The sequence below is a fragment of the Micromonospora sp. NBC_00858 genome, assembly GCF_045207365.1.
Lineage (GTDB): Bacteria > Actinomycetota > Actinomycetes > Mycobacteriales > Micromonosporaceae > Micromonospora.
The window spans coordinates 97087-117580 of the sequence record NZ_CP108828.1 but is presented as its reverse complement, the minus strand read 5'-3'; the positions used below and the strand labels follow the sequence as shown (position 1 = coordinate 117580).

Sequence of the window (20494 nt, the reverse complement as noted above, 5' to 3'; positions counted from 1 at the left end):
AAGACCGACGCTCGGGCGGAAGACCGACGCTCGGGCGGAAGACCGACGCTCGGGCGGAAGACCGACGCTCGGGCGGGTCGACGGCGGTGGGGCACCCGCGCGGTTGAGGGTGATACCTCAGAGTCATATTGATACCTCAGAGTCATCACGCTCAAAAGCACGCACCCGGCCGACGCGCGGCGGCGGCGCCCTAGGTCTGCGCACTTTCCGGGAAGGTGTGGTCTCGGCGCGTCTGGAGGCAGCACTTTCCCGGAAAGTGCGTGGCTCGACGCCGGTCGACGTGGGCGGCCACGTGGGTGTGGTGTCCGGTTCGGGATGTAAGCCGAATGGGTGGGTGTCCGGTTGTGGGGTGGGTCGTCCCGTGGTCGGGGCCACCCTCAGCGTGGAATCGGGGGCCGGCCCGGGTCGTTATACCGGGGGATGCGACCGTGGCCCCCTGGCCCGGTGCGCGGCAGCCGCCGGGAACACCCGACCGGCCGGCACGGTTACATCCCCGGAACCCCGAGCAGGTCCCCCCAGATCGCCGAACCGTTCCCCCCTTCTTGAACTTCCTTGACGCGGCACCCCCCTGCCGCGCGCACCCCCGATGCAGAGGAGCACGCCATCATGCGTACCGATCTGATTCGTAAGACCGCTCTGACCGCTGCTGGACTCGCCTTCACCGGCGGCGCCATCGCCGGCCCCGTGACCGCCGCTTACGCCGCGTCGGATGCCAAGCCCGCTACGCAGACCCAGTCGGACCGGAAGTCGTCGGGTGAGCGTCAGCTGGGTGTGCGCTACGAGGCGCAGCCGAACTTCTACTACTGCGGTCCCGCCGCCGCCCGCAACGCCCTGTCCGTGCAGGGCAAGGACATCAGCGTGGACGCCATGGCCAAGGAAATGGGTACCACCGAGGCCGGCACGAACTCCATCAACGACATCACCCCGGTGCTGAACAAGGAAACCGGTAAGAACGACGCCTACCGCAGCGTCGAGATCAGCACCCCCGCCGCTGACAGCAAGCAGACCGACAAGCTGCGCGCCGACGTCGTGAAGACCGTGGATGACGGTCGGGCTGTGGTGGCGAACATCGCCGGCACCAGCGTCGACGTCGACGGCACCAGCCACTCGTTTGAGGGTGGGCACTACATCAGCGTCGTGGGCTACCGCGACAACGGCAACATCGTCAAGATCGCCGACTCGGCCGATCCGAACCAGGCCTCCTACGAGGTCACCGTCGAGCACCTCGCCGACTGGATCGCCACCCGCGGCTACGCCACCAGCTGACCCTGAAGCGAACCAACCAACGAAGGGCCGGACCCCTACCGGGGTCCGGCCCTTCGTTGGTTGGTTCGGTCAGCCGCCGGAGTCGTCCATCTCCGCGCCCTCGGGTACGACGTCGTCGTCTCGGCTGGCCAGCCAGCCGTCCGGCAGGAAGACCTTGCCCGGGGAGTTCGTCCGCCCGCGCGGCTGGCCCAGGGCTGCCACCGGGAACGGCTCCGCCGGGTCGAGCGTGCCAAGCAGATCGTCGAGCTGAGCCAGGCTCTCGATCATCGCCAGCGAGCGGCGCAGCTCGCCGCCGACCGGAAAACCCTTGAGGTACCAGGCGACGTGCTTGCGGAAGTCGGTGCAGCCGTCCCGCTCGCCCCGCGCTGGGTTGCGCGCCCCCGCGACGAACTGGTCGACCAGCAGCTCAGCGTGCCGGCGCATGGTCACCGCGACCTCGCCGAGGGTGGGCAGCCGCCGCTCCGGCCGACCGTTGAAGGCGGCCTCCAGGTCAGCGAAGAGCCACGGGCGGCCCAGGCAGCCGCGCCCGACCACCACGCCGTCGACCCCGGTGTGGGCGACCATCCGCAGAGCGTCGTCGGCCTCCCAGATGTCGCCGTTGCCGAGCACCGGCACGTCCAGGGCCTGCTTGAGGGTGGCTATCGCGTCCCAGTCGGCGGTGCCCGAGTAGCGCTGCCCGGCCGTCCGCCCGTGCAGGGCGACCGCGGCCACCCCGGCGTCCTGCGCGGCGAGCCCGGCCTCGACGTACGTCAGATGGTCGTCGTCGATGCCCTTGCGCATCTTCACGGTGACCGGCACGCCGGCCGGTGTCGCGGCGTCCACCGCGGCCTTCACCAGCCGGGCGAAGAGCCGGCGCCGCCACGGGAGCGCCGCGCCGCCACCCCGGCGGGTCACCTTGGGCACCGGACAGCCGAAGTTGAGGTCGATGTGATCGGCCAGATTGCGTTCGACCACGATCCGCACGGCGGCGGCGGTGATCTCCGGGTCGGTGCCGTAGAGCTGGAGGCTTCGCGGCTGCTCGTCCGCGCCGAACGCGATCATGTGCAGCGTCTTCGGGTTCCGCTCGACCAGCGCCCGGGTGGTGATCATCTCGCAGACGTAGATGCCGCCGCCCTGCTCCCGGCAGAGCCGGCGGAATCCGACGTTGGTGATCCCGGCCATCGGCGCGAGCACCACCGGCGGCCACACCTGGTACCGCCCGAGAGTCAACGGGCGCAGCGCAGGGACGGTCGAGGCGGTCACCGGACAAGTGTACGGGGCCTCGGCCGGCGCTTTCCGCGTCGGCCGAGGCCCCGTAACCACCGTCTCAGCAGCCGGGGAGGCGCTCGATCAGGTAACGCTCGACCTGGTCCAGGGAGATCCGCTCCTGGGCCATGGTGTCCCGGTTGCGGACCGTCACAGCGTTGTCGTCCAGGGTGTCGAAGTCCACCGTCACACAGAACGGCGTGCCGATCTCGTCCTGCCGGCGGTACCGGCGGCCGATCGCCTGCGAGTCGTCGAACTCCACCACCCAGCGCTTGCGCAGCAGCGCGGCGAGATCCTTCGCCTTCGGCGACAGCGCCTCGTTGCGGGACAGCGGCAGCACCGCCACCTTGACCGGGGCCAGCCGTGGGTCGAACCGCATCACGGTGCGCTTGTCCACGCCGCCCTTGGTGTTCGGCGCCTCGTCCTCGTCGTACGCCTCCAGCAGGAAGGCGAGCACCGCGCGGGTCAGACCAGCGGCCGGCTCGATGACGTACGGCATCCAGCGCTCGCTCTTGGTCTGATCGAAGTAGGACAGATCGACGCCGGAGTGCTTGCTGTGCGTGGAGAGGTCGAAGTCGGTGCGGTTGGCCACCCCCTCCAGCTCGGCGAACTCGGTGCCGCCGAACTGGAAGCGGTACTCAATATCCACCGTCCGCTTCGAGTAGTGGGAGAGCTTCTCCTTGGGGTGCTCGTACAGGCGCAGGTTGTCGGCCGACAGGCCCAGGTCGAGGTACCAGTTCCAGCGCTCCTGGAGCCAGTACTCGTGCCACTGCTCGTCGGTGCCCGGCTCGACGAAGAACTCCATCTCCATCTGCTCGAACTCGCGGGTCCGGAAGATGAAGTTGCCCGGGGTGATCTCGTTGCGGAACGACTTGCCGGTCTGCGCGATGCCGAACGGCGGCTTCTTGCGGGCGACCGTCTCGACGTTCTTGTAGTTGACGAAGATGCCCTGCGCGGTCTCCGGGCGCAGGTAGTGCAGCCCTTCGTCGCTCTCCACCGGGCCCAGGTAGGTCTTCATCAGGCCGTTGAACATCTTCGGCTCGGTGAAGGTGCCCTTGTTGCCGCAGTTGGGGCAGTTCAGCTCGGCGAGCGAGGTCAGCGGCTTGCCGTGCTTCTCGGCGTACGCCTCCTCGAGGTGGTCAGCCCGGAACCGCTTGTGGCAGAACTGGCACTCGGTGAGCGGGTCGACGAACTCGGCAATGTGGCCGGACGCCTCCCACACCTTGCGGGCCAGGATCACCGCGGAGTCGAGGCCGACCACGTCGTCGCGCTGCTGGACCATGGTCTTCCACCACTGCCGGCGGACGTTCTCCTTCAGCTCCACGCCGAGCGGACCGTAGTCCCACGCCGATCGGGTGCCTCCGTAGATCTCGCTGGAGGGGAAGACGAAGCCTCGGCGCTTGGCGAGGCTGACGACGGCGTCGATACGGTCGGCTGGCATGTTTCCTCCTACGCCGGCTGGCGGTCGGCGGGGGCGAGATGTGGATGGAACGGTCGGTTCGGGACAACGGTACGACCACCGTCCCCCCGAGCCCAGGAGAATACCGGGGGCGGGTCAGCTCACCCCGCAGACCTCCATGCCGCCGGTCTGACCGTCCTGGCCCAGGCTCACCTGCTGCTGTTCCCGGTCGCCGCCGTCGAGCGTGACGTCCACCGGAACGGTCAGGTTGGTGGTGTCCACCTCACCCACCCGGAACGCGGCGACCTGCGGCTCGGCGGCCGCCCGCCGCTCGAACTCGGGGCGGGACTCGCGCCGCTGCGCGTCGTCGCAGAGCTGGTCGTAGGCCCGCCCGTAGTTCCGCTCGACCAGCGCCTGGTAGTAGTCGCCGGTCACGGTGCGGCCCTGTTCGCGGATCGCCTGCACACCGCTGACGGCCAGGCCGACCACGGCCGCGCCACCCCCGCCGCAGCAGAGCAGCACGGCGAGCGCGCCGACGCCGAGGCCGATCCAGAGCCGGGTCCGGCGGCCCTCGGTGGGCGGCGCGGCGAACGGCGGAGCCACCCCGGGACCGGGTGGCGGGGCGGGTGCGGTCATAGGAGCAGGGTAGTGCCAGACGGCTCAGCGGTAAGGACCAGCAGCCCGATCACTCTCGGCGATGACCACGGCCCCACCGGGCGCCGCACTGGCCAGCGCCTCGTACGCGGACGGCTCGTCAACGGACTCGGCGAGTAACGGCACGGCGCTCACCTTGACCTCGAAGGCACCCAGCGCCCGCCGGTAGGTGCCGACCGACTCCCACTCGGTGACCAGGGACCAGTACCGGGGGTCGTCCAGCGCCCGGACCAGTTGACCGCGCAGGTAGCCGGGCCGGGCGGCCAGCGCGGTGAGGGCGGCGTGCGCCCGTTCGGTGAAGTCGTCGGCGACATCGACGTCGACCACGAACCGGTTGGTCACCAGCACCGGGGGTTCCTCCTCGTAGAGTCTGTGGGATGCAGCGTACGCAGCGCCCTCTGCTCGCCCGGTTGGCCGGGGCGAACCCGACGTCGGTGTTCCTGCTCACCCTGGTGGTGGTGCTGGTCGCGTTCTTCACCCCCGGCGTGATCGGCGGGCTGCTGACGCTCGCGCTCGCCGCGGGCCTGATCGCCCTGATGGTCACCACCTGGCCGGTTCAGGCCCCGCAGACGCGGCTGATCCGGCTGCTGATGCTGACCCTGCTGGTCACGGTGGGTCTGGCGAAGCTGCTCTGACATGCACTCATGCGTTTTTGACAATCATTATCGTTACGACGGACAGTTGGCGGCATGACCAACCGCACCACGTCCCGTGTCCTGGCCGCCGCCACCGCTGTGCTCGCCCTGAGTGCCGGGGCCGGCTGTTCCACCGGCGGTGCCGCCGGCGCCGATCCCCAACGGGTCGACGTGGTGGCCGCGTTCTACCCACTCCAGTTCCTGGCCGAGCGGATCGGCGGCGACGCGGTCCGGGTCACCAACCTCGCCAAGCCCGGCGCCGAGCCGCACGACCTGGAGCTCAGCCCGAGCCAGGTCGGCCAGGTGAGTGAGGCGGAGCTGATCGTCTACCTGAAGGGTTTCCAGCCGGCGGTGGACGACGCCATCGCGCAGAGCGGTGGCGACCGGGCGTTCGACGTGACCAGCGTGCAGCCGCTGCTGGACGCGACCGCCGGGGGGCACAACCACGAGGGCGAGGAGGAGCACGGCGAGGAGGAGCACGGCGGCGGCAAGGACCCGCACGTCTGGCTCGACCCGACCCGGCTGGCCGGCATCGGCGACCAGCTCGCCCAGCGGCTCGGCAAGGCCGACCCGGACCACGCCGCCGACTACACCACCCGCTCCGCGGCGCTGCGCGCCGACCTGACGGCCCTGGACGGCGAGTTCAACCAGGGATTGCAGACCTGCCAGCGGCGGGAGATCGTGACCAGCCACACCGCGTTCGGCTACCTGGCCGACCGGTACAAGCTCGACCAGGTCGGCATCACCGGGCTGACCCCGGACGTCGAGCCCTCGCCGCAGCGGCTCGCGCAGGTGATCGAGGAGGCGAAGGAGCACCAGGCCACCACGATCTTCTTCGAGACGCTGGTCAGCCCGAAGGTCGCCGAGACCATCGCTGGTCAGGTCGGCGCGAAGACCGCCGTGCTGGACCCGATCGAAGGGCTCGCCGCCGGCAGCGGCGCGGACTACCTTTCGGTGATGCGTACCAACCTGCAGACCCTGCGGACGGCGTTGAGCTGCTCGTGAGCGCACCCGTCATCACCGTCGAGCACGGGGTGGTCGGCTACGACGGCCGCCCCGTGCTCCGGGACGTCTCGCTCACCGTGACCGCCGGGGAGGTGGTCGCGGTGCTCGGGGCCAACGGCTCCGGCAAGTCCACGCTGATCCGTGCCGTGCTCGGGCTGGTGCCGCTCAGCGCCGGCTCGATCACCCTCTTCGACCGGCCGTTGCGCCGCTTCCGGCAGTGGGAACGCATCGGGTACGTCCCGCAGCGGCTGGGCGCGGGCGGCGGCGTGCCGGCCACCGTCCGCGAGGTGGTGGCCTCGGGCCGGCTGGCCCGCCGGGGGATCCTCCGTCCGCCGGGTGCGACCGACCGGGCCGCCGTCGACGCCGCGCTGCACGCGGTCGGGCTCGCCGACCGGGCCGCCGACCCGGTGTCCACCCTCTCCGGCGGCCAGCAGCAGCGCACCCTGATCGCCCGCGCGCTGGCCGGCCAACCGGAGTTGCTGGTCCTCGACGAGCCCACCGCCGGGGTGGACGCGGCCAGCCAGGAGGCGTTCGCCGCCGCGCTGCGCGGCTTCGTGGCCGACGGCGGCACGGTGCTGCTGGTGGCCCACGAGTTGGGCCCGCTGCGACCGGTGATCAGCCGGGCGGTCGTCGTCCACCAGGGCGGGATCTGTCACGACGGCGCCGTGCCGGATCCGGCCGGCCATCACGCGGAGCCCGACCACGACCACGTGCACCCGCACGGTCCCGACGAGCCCGCCGGGCTGTGGAGCAACTGACCATGGAACTCTTCCAGTACCCGTACATGCAGCGCGCCCTGATCGCCGCCCTGGTGATCGGCCTGGCCGCGCCGGCGCTCGGCATCTACCTGGTGCAGCGCCGGCTCACGCTGATCGGCGACGGCATCGGGCACGTGGCGTTGACCGGCGTCGGCGCGGGCCTGCTGCTCAACCGCTCGCCGGTGCTGGTGGCGGTGATCGTCGCGACCGCCGGCGCGATCGCCATCGAGCTGGTCCGCGCTCGCGGGCGTACCTCCGGCGATCTGGCCCTGGCCCTGCTCTTCTACGGCGGCATCGCCGGCGGTGTGCTGCTGGTCGGCCTCTCCGATGCCACCAGCGCCAACCTCAACGCCTACCTGTTCGGGTCGCTGACCACCATCTCGTCCGCCGACCTGACCACTATCGGGGTGCTCGGCGCGGCGATCCTCGTCACCATGATCGCTTTGCGGCCGGCGCTCTTCGCGGTCAGTCACGACGAGGAGTACGCCCGGGTCTCCGGCCTGCCGGTGCGCACCCTCAACCTGCTGATCGCGGTCACCACCGCGATCACCGTGACCATCGCGATGCGGGCCGTCGGGGTGCTGCTGATCAGCGCGCTGATGGTGGTTCCGGTGGCCACCGCCCAGCAGGTCACCCGGGGCTTCCGCAGCACGATGACCGCCGCCATGGCACTCGGGTTCTTCGCCGCCGGCTCCGGCGTCTGGGTGGCGGCGACGGCGGACACCGCGCCGGGCGCCTCGGTGGTGCTGGTGGCGATCGCCTCCTTCCTGGTGGTGGCCGTGGCCGGCGGGGTCTGGCGGGCGGTGCGCCGCCGGGCGACCCCGACCGCCGCGCTGGCCCCGGAACCGCACGAGGTCGTGCTCCGCTGAGCCGGATCCGCGGAATGTCCGCGATATTGGTTACCGTTGCAGGATGACCAGCGCAACAGGCTACGAGGGGTTCGATGGGGCCAGCGAGTTGCTCCGCGCCCTGTCGGCGCCCATCCGGCTGGCCATCGTCAGCGAGCTCGCCGACGGCGAGCGGTGCGTGCACGAGCTGGTGGAGAAGCTCGGCGCCGCCCAACCGCTGGTCTCCCAGCACCTGCGCGTGCTTCGCGGCGCGGGCGTGGTGCGGGGTTCCCGCCGAGGTCGGGAGATTGCGTACAGCCTGGTCGACGAGCATGTGGCGCACATCGTGGCGGACGCGGTCAGCCACGCCGGGGAGGGATCATGAGCGAGAGCAGCACAGCGGTGCGCAACACCCGGCAGCGTTCGGCGGTGAGCGCCCTGCTGGGCGAGATGGAGGGCTTCCACAGTGCCCAGGATCTGCACGCGATGCTCCGGCAGCGCGGCGAGCGGGTCGGCCTGACGACGGTCTACCGCACCCTGCAGGGGCTGGCCGACGCGGGTGAGATCGACGTGATGCGTCCACCGGGCGGCGAGCATCTCTACCGCCGGTGCAGCGAGGGGCACCACCACCACCTGGTCTGCCGGGCCTGCGGGAGCACCGTCGAGGTGGCCGGCCCGGCCGTGGAGAGCTGGGCCGACCGGGTCGCGGCTCAGCACGGCTACGCCGACGTCAGCCACACCCTGGAGATCTTCGGCACCTGCCCGACCTGCGTGCACTGACAGCGTCGCCCCGGCCGCGTCGGGGCCGCTCAGGTCGTGGCCGTCCCGGCGGTTGATCCGACGGGTGCCGGGCCGGGCCGTTCGTGGCACGCTGTCCGGCGTGAAGATCTACGCCGATCGCTTTCCGACCGCCGCCCGCCAGTTGTTCACCGACCTGCTCGTCGTCGCGTGGGTGTACGTCGCGATCCGCGGCGCGCTCTGGCTGCACGACCTGGTGCAGAAGCTCGCCGTACCCGGACAGAAGTTGGAGGGCGCCGGCAGCGGGCTCGCCGACAATCTGGGCGAGGCCGGCGGCAAGGTCGGCCGGGTGCCGCTGGTCGGCGACGAGCTGACCGCGCCCTTCCAGCGGGCCGCCGACGCCGCCCGGTCCCTCGCCGACGCTGGCCGCGACCAGCAGCACCTGGTCGACCAGCTCGCCCTCGCGCTCGCCATCGCGGTGCTGATCTTCCCGCTCGGCCTGGTGCTGTTCGGTTGGCTGCCGCTGCGGGTCCGCTGGATGCGCAGGGCCTCCTCGGCCGCGCAACTGGCCTCCGGCCCGGCCGGGCGGGACCTGCTCGCCCTGCGCGCGTTGGCCACCCAGCCGCTGGGCCGGCTGACCCGGATAGCGCCGGACGTGGCCGAGGCGTGGCGGCGCGGCGACGACGACACGGTCGACGCGCTGGCCGCGCTGGAGCTGCGCCAACTCGGCCTGCGCGCCAGGAGTCGCTGACTGGCCCGCTAAGGTCGTCGGCGTGTTCTACTTCCTGATCGTCATCGCCGTCCTGCTGCTCGGCTACGCCGCGGTCCTGGTCTCCTTCGTCCGGCGGGGCAAAAAGATCCCGCCCGCGGCGTACCTGGCCCTGGCGGGGCTCAACGGCCTGATCCTGGCGGCGGTGCTGGCCTGGGCGGTCTCCCGCTGACCGCCCGGCGCGACGGCACGCCGGGCGGCACCGGTCACGGCTTGGGCGGGATGCGGCGGCGAACGTCCTGCGCGGTGGACGGGCCGGGCGACCAGCCGGCCACCCAGGGCAGCTCGTCGGACGGGGTGATGACCCCCTCCTCCAGGCCCGCGTAACGGCCGGCGAGGATCCGCTTCGCGGCGGCGGTGTCGACCGAGTCGGTGTTGTCCCAGAGGGCGCTGAACAACGCGTCCACCCGGACCCGGGCCTGCCGGCAGAACAGGTCGGCCAACTCGACGTTCTCCGGTCGGCTGTCCCGCTCGGCGACGGCCCGCACGCAGACCGCCGACATCGCGAACAGCTCCGCGCCGATGTCCACCACCCGGCCGAGGAACGCCTGCTTGCGCTCCATCTTTCCCTGCCAGCGGGACATCGCGTAGAACGTCGACCGGGCCAGCTTGCGCGACGACCGCTCCACCTGCCGCAGGTGCGCGGCCAGCGGCCCGAACTCGGCGTACGCCGACGGGTTCTGCCCCCGGCCGACGGCCAGGGTGGGCAGCCACTTCGCGTAGAAGGCGCCGGCTCGGGCGCCGGCCCGGGCCTTGCGGCCGAGCCCCGCCTCCGGATCGATGATGTCGCCGGCCACCGACAGGTGGGCGTCGACCGCCTCCCGGGCGATCAGCAGATGCATGATCTCGGTGGAGCCCTCGAAGATCCGGTTGATCCGCAGGTCGCGCAGCATCTGCTCGACGGCGGCCGGGCGTTCGCCGCGGGCGGCCAGCGAGTCGGCCGTCTCGTAGCCGCGCCCGCCCCGGATCTGGATCAGGTCGTCGGCGATCTTCCAGGCCATCTCGCTGGCGTACAGCTTGACCAGCGCCGCCTCGATCCGGATGTCGTTACGGTCGTCGTCGGCGAGCAGGCAGCACAGGTCGAGCATCGTCTCCATGCCGTACGTGGTGGCGGCGATGAAGGAGAGCTTCTGCGCGACCGCCTCGTGCTCGCCCACCGGCCGACCCCACTGGACCCGGTCGGCAGCCCAGTCCCGGGCCACGTTCAGCGCCCACTTGCCGGCGCCCACGCACATCGCCGGCAGTGAGAGCCGGCCGGTGTTCAGCGTGGTCAGAGCGATCTTCAGCCCCTTGCCCTCACCGCCGATGACGTTCTCGGCCGGCACGAACACGTCGTGGAACCGGGTGAGACTGTTTTCCAGGCCGCGCAGGCCGATGAACTCGTTGCGCCGTTCCACCGTGATGCCCGTGCTGTCGCCGTCCACCACGAACGCCGTGATGCCACCGCGCCGACCCTCGGCGGCCGGCACCCGGGCCATCACCACCAGCAGGGTGGCCACGATGCCGTTGGTGGCCCACAGCTTCACCCCGTTGAGCCGGTAGCCGGTGCCGTCCTCGGTCGGCTCGGCGATGGTGGCCAGCCGGGCCGGGTCGGAGCCGACGTCCGGCTCGGTGAGCAGGAACGCGGAGACCTCGCCAGCGGCGAGCCGGGGCAGGAAGCGCTGCTTCTGCTCGGCGGTGCCGAACATCTTCAGCGGCTGCGGCACCCCGATCGACTGGTGCGCCGAGAGCAGCGCGCCGATCGCCGGGCTGACCGAGCCGGCCAGCATCAGCGCCCGGCAGTAGTGCAGGTTGCTCAGCCCGAGACCGCCGTACGAGCGGTCGATCTTCATGCCGAACGCACCGAGGTCGGCCAGACCGTGGAACACCGCGTCCGGAATGGACCCGTCCCGCTCGATGGCGGCACCGTCCACCTCGGACGTCAGGAAGGCGCGGAACCGGCCGAGGAAATCCTCTGCGCGGGCCACATCGGCCGGGTCGGAACGGGGCCACGGATCGATCAGGTCGAGCCGGAACCGGCCGAGGAACAACTCCTTGCCGAAGCTGGGCCGGTCCCAGACGGACTCCCGGGCGGCCTCGGCGACCTGCCGAGCCTCCTTCTCGGAGACCTGCCCGGCCTCTGCCGGCAGCGGCGCCGCGCCGCCCTGGGTGCTGGGGGTGGCGCCGGAGTCGGGGCCGTCCGGTGCAGGTCGGCTGTTCTGCGTCGTGGTCACGGCTGCCCCCTCGAAGCTCGGTGCGGCTGCGTCGACATGCGCGACTACCGTCACGCTACCCCCGGTTGTTACCCAGGGGTAGCGCTCCGTGAAGATCGAGTTCGGCCTCGCCCGACGACGTCAGTCGGCCAGGGCCCGCGGGTCGTCGTCGTCATCGTCGATGTCGTCCTCGCCCCAGTTGCGGCGGGCGAACGGCAGGAGCATCCAGAAGGTGAGGAACCAGAGCCCGGTCAGCGCGCTGAGCACGAAGGCGATCGGCCGGTCCAGCACGAAGTCGGTGATCAGCAGCACCGCGCTGACCATCGCGATCAGCATGAAGGCGAGGCCGCCGGTGGCCATCCGGTGGGCGAAACGGACCAGCTCCGGCTTGCGGCCCTGCCGGAACAGCGCCCGGTGGAACGCCACCGGGGAGATGATCATCGCGGTGGCGGCGGCCGCCGCGAGCAGCGCGACGATGTAGACGTCCCGCTGAAACTCGCTGGTCTGGGTGAAGCCGTTGCTGAACGGCAGGGTGAGCAGGAAGGCGAAGAGGATCTGCACGCCGGTCTGGGCGACCCGCAACTCCTGCAACAGGTCGGCGAAGTTGCGCTGCCAACGCTGCTTGTCGGTCTCCTTTGACACGTGCTACCTCCGGTGCGACGGTACTGCCGGCGATCCTGGCCGCCGGCAGCAACGCCAATGCCCCACCCGGCCGAGCACGAAACAGGTTCACGACACCAGTCGGTCACCTGCCCTGCCCGAGCGGGCTCAGGAGCCGCGCCGGATCCGGCCCGCGTACCGGGCCTCCAACTCCGCGTTGTGCGCGTCGCCGTCCGGGATGTTCGCCGACAGGTAGACCGGGGGCCGCTCCCCCGCCGCCAGCAACCGGGCCACCACCTCCACGGTGATCTGCTGGGCCAGCAGAGCCGCGGTGATCGAGGAGACCGCGCCGACCGCGCCACCGCCGGGCAGCGGCAGCGTCGCGTCGCCGTACGGTGCGCCGTTGTCGAGCACCACGTCGGCGAGGTCGGCCAGCTTGCGCCCGGACGGGTGCCGGGAGGCCATCCCACCGGAATGTTGTGCGGAGGTGATCGCCACCAGCCCGTGCCCGCGCTGCTTGACCAACGTGGCGAACTCCACCATCGCGCCGTTGACCCCGGAGTTCGAGGCGAGCACGAAGACGTCGGCGGGCCGCACCGGGGCAAGCTCGTAGAGCCGGTGCGCCACCGCCGGGTCCCGTTCCAGCAGCGGGCCGAGCCGCTCGGCCGGCTCCCCGCCGAGCAGCACCAGATCACGCAACGCGATCCGGTTGGTCGGCACCAGGCCACCGGCACGGCCGGCGATCTCCATGGCCAGCGCCTCCGAGTGCCCGGTGCCGAACGCGTGCACCACCCCGTCGGCGCGCACCGCGTCGGCGATCAGGTCGGCGGCCTGCTCCACCGCCGCCCGCTGGCTGGCGGCCACCCGGCCGATCGTCTCGGTCACCACGGCCAGGTAGTCCTCGGCACTCACGCTCATGCATCCTCCATCGTCCGGTTGCGGGCCAGCCAGTGCACCGCGAAGTCGACCGCCGCCCGCTGGCGCATCAACCTGCCGGTCCCGGTGCCGACCGGTCCGATGCGGACCGCCCCGGTGGCCTCCAGGTCCCGGCCCAACGCGCCGAAGTCGGTCTCGTCGAGCCGTACGTCCTGCCACCACACCCATTCGCGGCCACCATCGGCGGTACGCACCGCCCCGCCCAGCCGCTCCCTGGGCGGGGACGGTCGGCGGTACTCGGCGAGGTGCAGTGAGGTGTTCACGTCATGGTCCACGCCGAGCAGCAACACGTCGGCGTCCAGATCGTGGAGCCGGGCCAGCGGGGAGCCCTCGCCGAGCATGTCGGCCCGGTCGTGCCCGGCCACCACCTGATCGGCGGCCGGCCCGAGCGCGGCGAACGACACCTGCGGATGCGAGCTGCGCAGTGCGCCCGGCCAGCCACGGACCGTCTCGGCGAGCACACCCATGTACCGGCTCGGGGTGACCGCCGGGTCGAAGCCCGGCATCTCGGCGCGGATCAGCGGCCACCAGTCCGCCGGCACCGGCGGGTTGCGCCACTGCGCGGGGTCGCTGTTGTCGGGAGTGTGGGTGGGCACCACGAGGGTGCCGTCCGGGCCGAGGGCGTCGCGCAGGGCGAGCACCACCGCCTGCGGCCCGCCGCAGACGAAGCCCAGCGGGCGCAGCGCGGCGTGCACCAGCAGCGTTGCGCCGGGGCGTACGCCCAGCAGGCGCAGTTGCGCGGCGAGCGACCGCCGGGTGCCCGGCGTGCCGGCGTCCGTCGTCACAGTGGTCCTCCTCGCTGCCCGGCGCGGTTCAGGCCGCGCCGCCGACCCGGGCCAGGATCGCCTCGGCCAGCGGGCCCGGCGCGGCGTCCGGAATCCAGTGACTCACCCCGGGCAGTTGTACGAAGCGGTAATCCCCGGTCACGTTCGCGGCGCACGCCTCCGCGGCGGTCCGGCCGATGGCGATGTCCCGGTCGCTCCACAGGTACGTGGTGGGCACCGCGACCGGGCCGACGTCGGCCAGGTCGGCGCGCGACATCGCCCGGTACCAGTTCAGGGCGGCGGTGAGCGCTCCCGGCTCGCGCATCGGGTCCGCGTAGCGGGCCACCCGGGTCGCGTCGCCCACCCCGCCGAGCAGCTTGCGCAGCGCGGTCGCGTTCCACGCCAGCAGCACCTTCTCCGCCTTTTCCGGCTTGCGGAACAGCGCGATGTACGACGAGCGGGCCTTCTGCTGGCCGTCGTTGGCGAGCGCGTGTGCCATGGCCGCCGGATGGGGCACGGACACCGCGGTCAGCGTGTGGACCCGCTCGGGGTGCTCGGCGGCCATCGCCCACGCCACGACGGCGCCCCAGTCGTGGCCGACCAGGTGAACGGCGTCCAGGCCGAGAGCGTCGAGCACCGCCACCACGTCGGCGACCAGCTCGGGGATCCGGTACTCGGCGACCGCCGCCGGCCGGGCGCCCGGCGAGTAGCCCCGCTGGTCCAGCGCGTACGTGCGCAGCCCGCCGGCGTGCAGCGCCGGGACGACCTCGTCCCACTCACCGGAGTGCTGGGGGAAGCCGTGCAAAAGCACGACGGGTGCACCGCCCGATGGGCCACCGGTGCGTACCTCGAACGTGAGACCTCGCGCGTCGACCCGCATGATCGTCAGCCTACCCAGCCGGCGTGGTGGCGGGCCGGCCGCCGAGGTGGCGGACGTCCTGCTGGGCCGGCACCCCCGGTCGGTGCTAGCGTCACCGAGACAACTTCACATCCGACAGGGGAGCGCACAGCGCTGAGAGTGCGGGCACGCCCGCAGACCCTCGAACCTGATCTGGGTAATGCCAGCGCAGGGAGTTCGGTCGACCTCCAGCCGCGCCGCCGTCCGGTGCCAACCGGGCTGCGGCGTGCGTCTTCTCCTGGTTCGCATTCAGGACTGGGAGCATCCACATGAACCACACCGACACCAACCGCTGGCGCACCATCGACATCGTGGTCGCCTCGGTGATCGCGGTCGCCTTCGGCGTCATCTTTTGGGCCTGGGGCCTGGTCTGGAGTGCCACCGAGGGCGCCTTCGCCTTCTTCCCGCCGGCGCAGACCCTGCTCTACGGGGTCTGGCTGATGCCGGCCGTGCTCGGCGGCCTGGTCATCCGCAAGCCCGGCGCCGCGCTCTACTGCGAGACGGTGGCCGCGGTCCTCTCCGCGCTGCTCGGCAGCCAGTGGGCCGGCACGGTCATCCCGCAGGGCATCGTGCAGGGAATCGGCGCCGAGTTGGCCTTCGCCGCCTTCCGGTACCGGTCGTTCCGGCTGCCGACCGCGGTACTGGCCGGCGCGCTGACCGGGCTCAGCGCCGCCCTGTTCGACTTCTTCGTCTGGAACGTCGACTACGCGCTCACCGACTACCGCATCCCGTACGCACTGCTCACCATCGTCAGCGCCACGGTGCTCGCCGGCGCCGGCGGTTGGCTGCTCACCCGCGCCCTGGCCAACACCGGCGTCCTCGACCGCTTCCCGGTAGCCCGCGACCGCCCCGCCATCTGACCATCCGTGTCGATCATGAGGTTGACCGGCGGATTGATCTTCGAAACACCCGCCAATCTCATGATCGACCGGGCAGGGTGGACCGGACGCGGAGTGGGGGTGTGGGTGCGGTGAGCGGGGTGCAGTTGCGGGGGTTCGGCTGGCGGCACGCCGGGCGCCTCGCCTGGGCGGTGCGTGGGGTGGACCTGCGGGTCGAGGTTGGGGAGCGGGTGCTGCTGCTCGGGCCCTCGGGGGCCGGCAAGAGCACCCTGCTCAGCGCACTGGCCGGGCTGCTACCCGAGGACTCCGGCGAGCAGGAGGGCACGGTCGAGATCGACGGGCTCGACCCGCGCAAGGGGCGGGAACGGGTCGGCATCGTCTTCCAGGACCCGGAGACCCAGTTGGTGATGGCCCGCTGCGGCGACGACGTCGCGTTCGGGTTGGAGAACCGGGGCGTGCCGGCCGACGAGATCTGGCCCCGGGTGGACGAGGCCCTGCATCGGGTCGGCTTCCCGTACTCCCGGGACCGGAACACCGCCGCGCTCTCCGGCGGCGAGCAGCAACGCCTCGCCCTGGCCGGCGCGCTGGCGCTGCGACCCGGCCTGCTCCTGCTCGACGAGCCGACCGCCAACCTCGACCCGGCCGGCGCCGACCTGGTCCGGCGGGCGGTGGCCGGCGCGCTGGACGCGGACACCACGCTGATCCTGGTGGAGCACCGGGTCACCGAGGCGCTGCCCCTGGTCGACCGGGTCGTCGTCCTGGAGCCCGGCGGCGGGGTCCGCGCGGACGGCCCGCCCGCGGCGGTCTTCGCCGCGCACGGCGACGCCCTCGCCGCCGAGGGTGTCTGGGTGCCGGGTCACCCCATCGCGCCCCGGCCGGCGACCGCCGCCCCCGGCGAGCTGTTGCTCACCACCGACCGGCTCGGCCTGCCGCCCCGGCTGGGCCCCACCGACCTGGCGGTACGCGCCGGCGAGGCGCTCGCCGTACGCGGGCCCAACGGCGCCGGCAAGTCGACCCTGGCACTGCTGCTCGGCGGGCTGCTCCGGCCGGGCGTCGGCCGGGTCACCGCGTCCGCCGAGCTGGCCGGGCCGGATCAGCGCACTCCCCCGCACCGGTGGCGGGCACCCGCGCTGGCCCGGCGGATCGGGTCGGTCTTCCAGGATCCGGAGCACCAGTTCGTCACCAGCACGGTCTTCGACGAGTTGGCGCTCGGCCCGCGCCGGACCGGCCAACCCGAGGCGGCCGTCAAGGAGACCGTGGCCGGGCTGCTGGACCGGCTGCGGCTGACCCGGCTCGCCGCTGCCAACCCGTACACCCTCTCCGGTGGCGAGGCGCGGCGGCTGAGCGTGGCGACCGCCCTGGCCACCGCGCCCCGTCTGCTGATCTGCGACGAACCCACCTTCGGCCAGGACCGACGCACCTGGCGGGAGTTGGTCGACCTCTTCGCCGACCTGCGCGACGCCGGACACGGCGTCGTCACGGTCACCCACGACGCGGACTTCGTCGCCGCGCTCGCCGACCGCACCGTCACCCTGGAGCGATCGTGACCAGCGGGGGCGACAACCGATGATCAGCATCGAGCCGGTCGCCGCGCCCGGTGCGCCGCTGGCCCGCCGCAACCCGGTGGCGAAGGTGGCCGCCGCACTGCTCTTCTCGTTCATCCTGCTGGCCACCCTGGACCCGGTGGCCCCGGCGATCGCCATCGCGGTCGAACTCGCCGTGCTGCCGCTGTTCGGCATCCGCTACCGGGTGCTGGCCCGGCGAGCGTGGCCGCTGCTGGTCAGTGCCGCCGGCATCCTGATCACCCTGGTGCTGTTCGCCGCCGACCGGTCCGGCCGGGTCCTGCTGGACGCGGGACCGGTGCTGGTGACCACCGGAGTGCTGCTCACCGCGCTCGGCCTGGTGCTGCGGGTGCTCGCGGTGGCCCTGCCCGGCGTGATCGTCTTCGCCACCACCGATCCCACCGACCTGGCCGACGCGCTGATCCAGAACGCGAAGGCGCCAGCCCGGTTCGCCATCGGGGCGCTGGCCGCGTTCCGGCTGGTGCCGCTGCTCGGTCAGGAGTGGCAGATGATCAGCATGGCCCGGCGGGCGCGTGGCGTCGACGCCGGGCGCAACCCGGTGGCGAAGCTGCGGCTGTTCACCTCCACGGCGTTCGCGCTGTTGGTCGGTGCGATCCGCCGGGGCACCCGGCTGGCCGTGGCGATGGACGCGCGCGGATTCGACGCCGGCACGCCGCGTACCGTGGCCCGCCGTCAGCCCTTCACCCGCGCCGACACCCTGCTGATCGTCGCCGCAGCGGTGCTGGCCGGCACCGCCCTGACCACCAGCATCCTCCTGGGAACCTTCCGCCCCCTGATCGGCTGACCCCACCCCACCCACAGCAGAGCTGAGGGCGGGGCGGGGCCGACAAGGGTTGGTTCAGCTGCGGCGGAAGGCGTAGCGGCGGGGTTGGCCGGCGCGTTGGCTACGGCCGCCAGCGGAGCGGGGGCCGCCGCCCTGCGGCGGTCCGGCCGTCGGTGCCGCTGGCCGTTCGGCCGCCGGCAGGTCGACCACCGCCGGCACGTTGACCACCGGCGGCACCTCGATCCCTGCCGGCACCTCGGTTGCCGTCGGCAGGTCGGCCAGCGGCAACAGGTCGACCGGCCCCGCCGGCTCGGTCGGCAGCGCCGACCCGACCAGCATGGCCGGAAGGGCCGGCTCGACCGGTGGGAGGTCGGGACGGGTCAGCGGTAGCGGCAGCGAGCCACGGCCGGCCGCCGGGTCGGTGCCGGGCGGCGTCGGTGCGGGGGTACGGGACTTCTTCGGGTTGCGCCTGGCTGGCATCCGGGCCTCCTTCGGGCCGATCGACACGGCCGGTCCCGCGCTCCGGCGGTCGGTCGGTTCGGCTGGTGACCGTCGCAGCGTGACGGTCGAACGGGGAAGGGACTGCTCACCGGGGTCGAGCAGGGCCAGCACCGCCGCACGGCGGGTGGGGATGCGGGACGCCCGGGAGCGCACGGACCGCGGCGCGGGGCGGCGGGCCGGCTCGGAGAGTGGGGCGTCAGATGCGCATGCCCAGACGCTATCCCGTTGGCGGGCACCGGCGCATCCGGTTTTCCTGGCACGATCGGCACCATGCTGATCGCGTTCTCGATTACCCCGCTCGGTGTCGGTGAGTCCGTCGGTGACCTGGTGGCCGAGGCGGTGCGGGTGGTCCGCGAGTCCGGCCTGCCCAACCGGACGGATGCCATGTTCACCACCGTCGAGGGCGAGTGGGACGAGGTGATGGCGGTGGTGAAGCGGGCGGTCGACGTGGTGGCCGCGCAGGCGCCCCGGGTGAGTGTGGTGCTCAAGGCCGACATCCGGCCGGGAGTGACCGACGCGCTCACCGCGAAGGTGGCCCACGTGGAGGATCGGTTGGCCCAGGGCTGAGCGCTACCGGCCGGTGACCGGCTGTCGACGACGACGCCCGCACTCCCACGCACCGCGATACGGTCGCAGCACGGCAGTGCGACGGTGAGAGGTGGCGGCACGGATGGCTGAGCAGGCGACGGCGCAGATCGGTGTGACCGGGCTGGCGGTGATGGGCCGCAATCTGGCCCGCAACCTGGCCCGCAACGGCTTCACCGTGGCGGTGCACAACCGTTCGCCTGCGCGCACCCGCAGCCTGATCGCCGAGCACGGCGACGAGGGCACGTTCGTGCCCGGCGAGTCGATGACCGACTTCGTGGCGTCGCTGGAACGACCCCGCGCGGTGATCGTGATGGTCAAGGCGGGTGCGCCCACCGACGCGGTGATCGACGAGCTGGTGCCGCTGCTGGATGAGGGCGACATCATCGTCGACTGCGGTAACGCCCACTTCGCCGACACGCGTCGCCGGGAGGAGTCGCTCCGGGCGCGAGGGCTGCACTTCAGCGGCACCGGTGTCTCCGGCGGCGAGGAGGGCGCGCTGCTCGGGCCGAGCATCATGCCGGGCGGCTCCGCCGAGTCGTACGCCAAGCTCGGGCCGATGTTCGAGAAGATCGCCGCGCACGTGGACGGCGTCCCGTGCTGCACGCACATCGGGCCGGACGGCGCCGGGCACTTCGTCAAGATGGTGCACAACGGCATCGAGTACGCCGACATGCAGCTCATCGCCGAGGCGTACGACCTGCTCCGGGCTGGCCTGGACGCGGAGCCGGCGGAGATCGCGGAGATCTTCCGCGACTGGAACAGCGGCGAGCTGGAGTCCTTCCTCATCGAGATCACCGCCGACGTGCTGGCTCACCGCGATTCCGCCACCGGCCGGCCCTTCGTGGACGTGGTGCAGGACCGGGCCGAGCAGAAGGGCACCGGGCGGTGGACCGTGCAGAGCGCGCTGGACCTGGGCATCCCGATCACCGGGATCGCGGAGGCAACCTTCGCCCGCTCGCTCTCCGGGCACGTCGACCAGCGCGAGGCGGCCCGCCGGGCGTTCCCGGACGCCGGTGAGAAGTGGCAGGTGGCCGACCGGGAGGCGTTCATCGAGGATGTCCGCCGCGCGCTGCTCGCCTCGAAGATCGTCGCGTACGCGCAGGGCTTCGACCACATCCGCGCCGGCAGCCAGGAGTACGACTGGAACATCGACCTCGGCGGCACGGCGACCATCTGGCGGGGCGGCTGCATCATCCGGGCCCGCTTCCTGAACCGGATCCGCGAGGCGTACGACGAGCAGCCCGACCTGCCGACGTTGCTGGTGGCGCCGTACTTCGCCGACGCGGTCGGTGCCGGCGTGCCGAGCTGGCGGCGGGTGGTGGCCGACGCGGTCCGGGCCGGAGTGCCGACGCCGGCGTTCTCGTCGTCGCTGGCGTACTTCGACGCGCTGCGCGCCGAGCGGCTGCCCGCCGCGTTGATCCAGGGCCTGCGGGACAACTTCGGTGCGCACACCTACCAGCGCGTCGACCGCGAGGGCTCGTTCCACACCACCTGGGCGGGAGAGCGCACCGAATCCCCCGCCTGACGGCGTGCG

At 72.2% G+C, this 20494-nt stretch carries 24 protein-coding genes and 1 riboswitch; of the genes, 14 read left to right on the top strand and 10 right to left on the bottom strand.

The features are described from left to right. Positions 1 to 606 precede the first annotated feature (606 nt). A complete protein-coding gene (locus OG990_RS00615; RefSeq protein WP_386983878.1) occupies positions 607 to 1266 on the top strand; it encodes a C39 family peptidase in 660 nt (219 codons plus the stop codon). A gap of 69 nt (positions 1267 to 1335) precedes the next feature. On the opposite strand, the gene dusB is transcribed toward OG990_RS00615, so the two are convergent. From dusB to OG990_RS00595, 4 genes are all read right to left on the bottom strand, one after another. Continuing rightward, positions 1336 to 2508, bottom strand: a complete 1173-nt coding sequence (gene dusB, locus OG990_RS00610) for a tRNA dihydrouridine synthase DusB (RefSeq protein WP_406078583.1) — start codon at positions 2506 to 2508, stop codon at positions 1336 to 1338. Positions 2509 to 2572: 64 nt separating this feature from the next. Next, entirely contained in the window at positions 2573 to 3952 is a 1380-nt protein-coding gene (locus OG990_RS00605; RefSeq protein ID WP_328419271.1) for a glycine--tRNA ligase, read from the bottom strand. A 114-nt stretch (positions 3953 to 4066) separates the two neighbouring features. Further along, positions 4067 to 4546, bottom strand: coding sequence for a hypothetical protein (locus OG990_RS00600; RefSeq protein ID WP_355609013.1), 480 nt, complete (start codon positions 4544 to 4546; stop codon positions 4067 to 4069). Positions 4547 to 4570: 24 nt separating this feature from the next. Further along, positions 4571 to 4912 carry an antibiotic biosynthesis monooxygenase gene (locus OG990_RS00595; protein WP_328419273.1) on the bottom strand — a complete coding sequence of 114 codons (342 nt, stop codon included), beginning with the start codon at positions 4910 to 4912 and terminating at the stop codon, positions 4571 to 4573. Positions 4913 to 4941: 29 nt separating this feature from the next. On the opposite strand from OG990_RS00595, the gene OG990_RS00590 reads away from it, so the two are divergent. The 8 genes from OG990_RS00590 (at position 4942) to OG990_RS00555 (ending at position 9468) form a co-directional block, all read left to right on the top strand. Beyond that, the gene (locus OG990_RS00590) at positions 4942 to 5199 is read left to right on the top strand and encodes a hypothetical protein (protein ID WP_328419274.1); all 258 of its coding nucleotides are present in this window, start codon (positions 4942 to 4944) and stop codon (positions 5197 to 5199) included. A 54-nt stretch (positions 5200 to 5253) separates the two neighbouring features. Next, entirely contained in the window at positions 5254 to 6204 is a 951-nt protein-coding gene (locus tag OG990_RS00585; protein WP_406078582.1) for a metal ABC transporter substrate-binding protein, read from the top strand. Next, positions 6201 to 6962, top strand: coding sequence for a metal ABC transporter ATP-binding protein (locus OG990_RS00580; RefSeq protein ID WP_355609022.1), 762 nt, complete (start codon positions 6201 to 6203; stop codon positions 6960 to 6962). The genes OG990_RS00585 and OG990_RS00580 overlap by 4 nt, the downstream gene beginning before the upstream one ends. Before the next feature lie 2 nt (positions 6963 to 6964). Further along, entirely contained in the window at positions 6965 to 7831 is an 867-nt protein-coding gene (locus OG990_RS00575) for a metal ABC transporter permease (protein WP_406078581.1), read from the top strand. Positions 7832 to 7874: 43 nt separating this feature from the next. Beyond that, positions 7875 to 8174 carry a metalloregulator ArsR/SmtB family transcription factor gene (locus tag OG990_RS00570; protein ID WP_282257156.1) on the top strand — a complete coding sequence of 100 codons (300 nt, stop codon included), beginning with the start codon at positions 7875 to 7877 and terminating at the stop codon, positions 8172 to 8174. Beyond that, the gene (locus tag OG990_RS00565) at positions 8171 to 8569 is read left to right on the top strand and encodes a Fur family transcriptional regulator (RefSeq protein ID WP_328419284.1); all 399 of its coding nucleotides are present in this window, start codon (positions 8171 to 8173) and stop codon (positions 8567 to 8569) included. Before OG990_RS00570 ends, OG990_RS00565 begins: the two co-directional genes overlap by 4 nt. A 100-nt stretch (positions 8570 to 8669) precedes the next feature. Continuing rightward, positions 8670 to 9278: a hypothetical protein gene (locus OG990_RS00560; protein WP_328419286.1), complete on the top strand. Its 609-nt coding sequence runs from the start codon at positions 8670 to 8672 to the stop codon at positions 9276 to 9278. A gap of 22 nt (positions 9279 to 9300) precedes the next feature. Then, complete coding sequence (locus OG990_RS00555) at positions 9301 to 9468, top strand: hypothetical protein (RefSeq protein WP_328419288.1); 168 nt, start codon at positions 9301 to 9303, stop codon at positions 9466 to 9468. 34 nt (positions 9469 to 9502) lie between these two features. Here OG990_RS00555 and OG990_RS00550 read toward each other — a convergent pair whose 3' ends face one another. The 5 genes from OG990_RS00550 to OG990_RS00530 all read right to left on the bottom strand — a co-directional run bounded on the left by OG990_RS00550 (position 9503) and on the right by OG990_RS00530 (position 14668). Next, on the bottom strand, positions 9503 to 11509 hold the full coding sequence (locus OG990_RS00550) for an acyl-CoA dehydrogenase family protein (protein WP_386984447.1): 2007 nt from the start codon (positions 11507 to 11509) through the stop codon (positions 9503 to 9505). A gap of 120 nt (positions 11510 to 11629) precedes the next feature. Continuing rightward, the gene (locus OG990_RS00545; RefSeq protein ID WP_328419292.1) at positions 11630 to 12130 is read right to left on the bottom strand and encodes a DUF6328 family protein; all 501 of its coding nucleotides are present in this window, start codon (positions 12128 to 12130) and stop codon (positions 11630 to 11632) included. 126 nt (positions 12131 to 12256) lie between these two features. Continuing rightward, entirely contained in the window at positions 12257 to 13006 is a 750-nt protein-coding gene (locus tag OG990_RS00540) for an SIS domain-containing protein (RefSeq protein WP_328419294.1), read from the bottom strand. Further along, entirely contained in the window at positions 13003 to 13809 is an 807-nt protein-coding gene (locus OG990_RS00535) for an AAC(3) family N-acetyltransferase (RefSeq protein WP_328419296.1), read from the bottom strand. The genes OG990_RS00540 and OG990_RS00535 overlap by 4 nt, the downstream gene beginning before the upstream one ends. A gap of 28 nt (positions 13810 to 13837) precedes the next feature. Next, the gene (locus tag OG990_RS00530; protein WP_406078580.1) at positions 13838 to 14668 is read right to left on the bottom strand and encodes an alpha/beta fold hydrolase; all 831 of its coding nucleotides are present in this window, start codon (positions 14666 to 14668) and stop codon (positions 13838 to 13840) included. 106 nt (positions 14669 to 14774) lie between these two features. Continuing rightward, a riboswitch (TPP riboswitch) is annotated at positions 14775 to 14879 on the top strand. A 76-nt stretch (positions 14880 to 14955) separates the two neighbouring features. Here OG990_RS00530 and OG990_RS00525 point away from each other — a divergent pair. The 3 genes from OG990_RS00525 (at position 14956) to OG990_RS00515 (ending at position 17892) form a co-directional block, all read left to right on the top strand. Further along, positions 14956 to 15546 carry an ECF transporter S component gene (locus tag OG990_RS00525; RefSeq protein WP_328419300.1) on the top strand — a complete coding sequence of 197 codons (591 nt, stop codon included), beginning with the start codon at positions 14956 to 14958 and terminating at the stop codon, positions 15544 to 15546. A gap of 110 nt (positions 15547 to 15656) precedes the next feature. Continuing rightward, positions 15657 to 17072, top strand: a complete 1416-nt coding sequence (locus tag OG990_RS00520) for an ABC transporter ATP-binding protein (protein WP_406081613.1) — start codon at positions 15657 to 15659, stop codon at positions 17070 to 17072. Positions 17073 to 17091: 19 nt separating this feature from the next. Continuing rightward, complete coding sequence (locus OG990_RS00515; RefSeq protein WP_328419304.1) at positions 17092 to 17892, top strand: energy-coupling factor transporter transmembrane component T; 801 nt, start codon at positions 17092 to 17094, stop codon at positions 17890 to 17892. 54 nt (positions 17893 to 17946) lie between these two features. On the opposite strand, the gene OG990_RS00510 is transcribed toward OG990_RS00515, so the two are convergent. Then, positions 17947 to 18351, bottom strand: a complete 405-nt coding sequence (locus OG990_RS00510; protein ID WP_406078579.1) for a hypothetical protein — start codon at positions 18349 to 18351, stop codon at positions 17947 to 17949. 291 nt (positions 18352 to 18642) lie between these two features. On the opposite strand from OG990_RS00510, the gene OG990_RS00505 reads away from it, so the two are divergent. Together OG990_RS00505 and gndA are read left to right on the top strand one after the other, a co-directional pair. Next, positions 18643 to 18939 (top strand): MTH1187 family thiamine-binding protein, encoded by a 297-nt coding sequence (locus OG990_RS00505; RefSeq protein ID WP_328419308.1) that lies wholly within the window; start codon positions 18643 to 18645, stop codon positions 18937 to 18939. A gap of 103 nt (positions 18940 to 19042) precedes the next feature. Beyond that, positions 19043 to 20485 (top strand): NADP-dependent phosphogluconate dehydrogenase, encoded by a 1443-nt coding sequence (gene gndA, locus OG990_RS00500; RefSeq protein WP_406078578.1) that lies wholly within the window; start codon positions 19043 to 19045, stop codon positions 20483 to 20485. Positions 20486 to 20494: the final 9 nt, after the last annotated feature.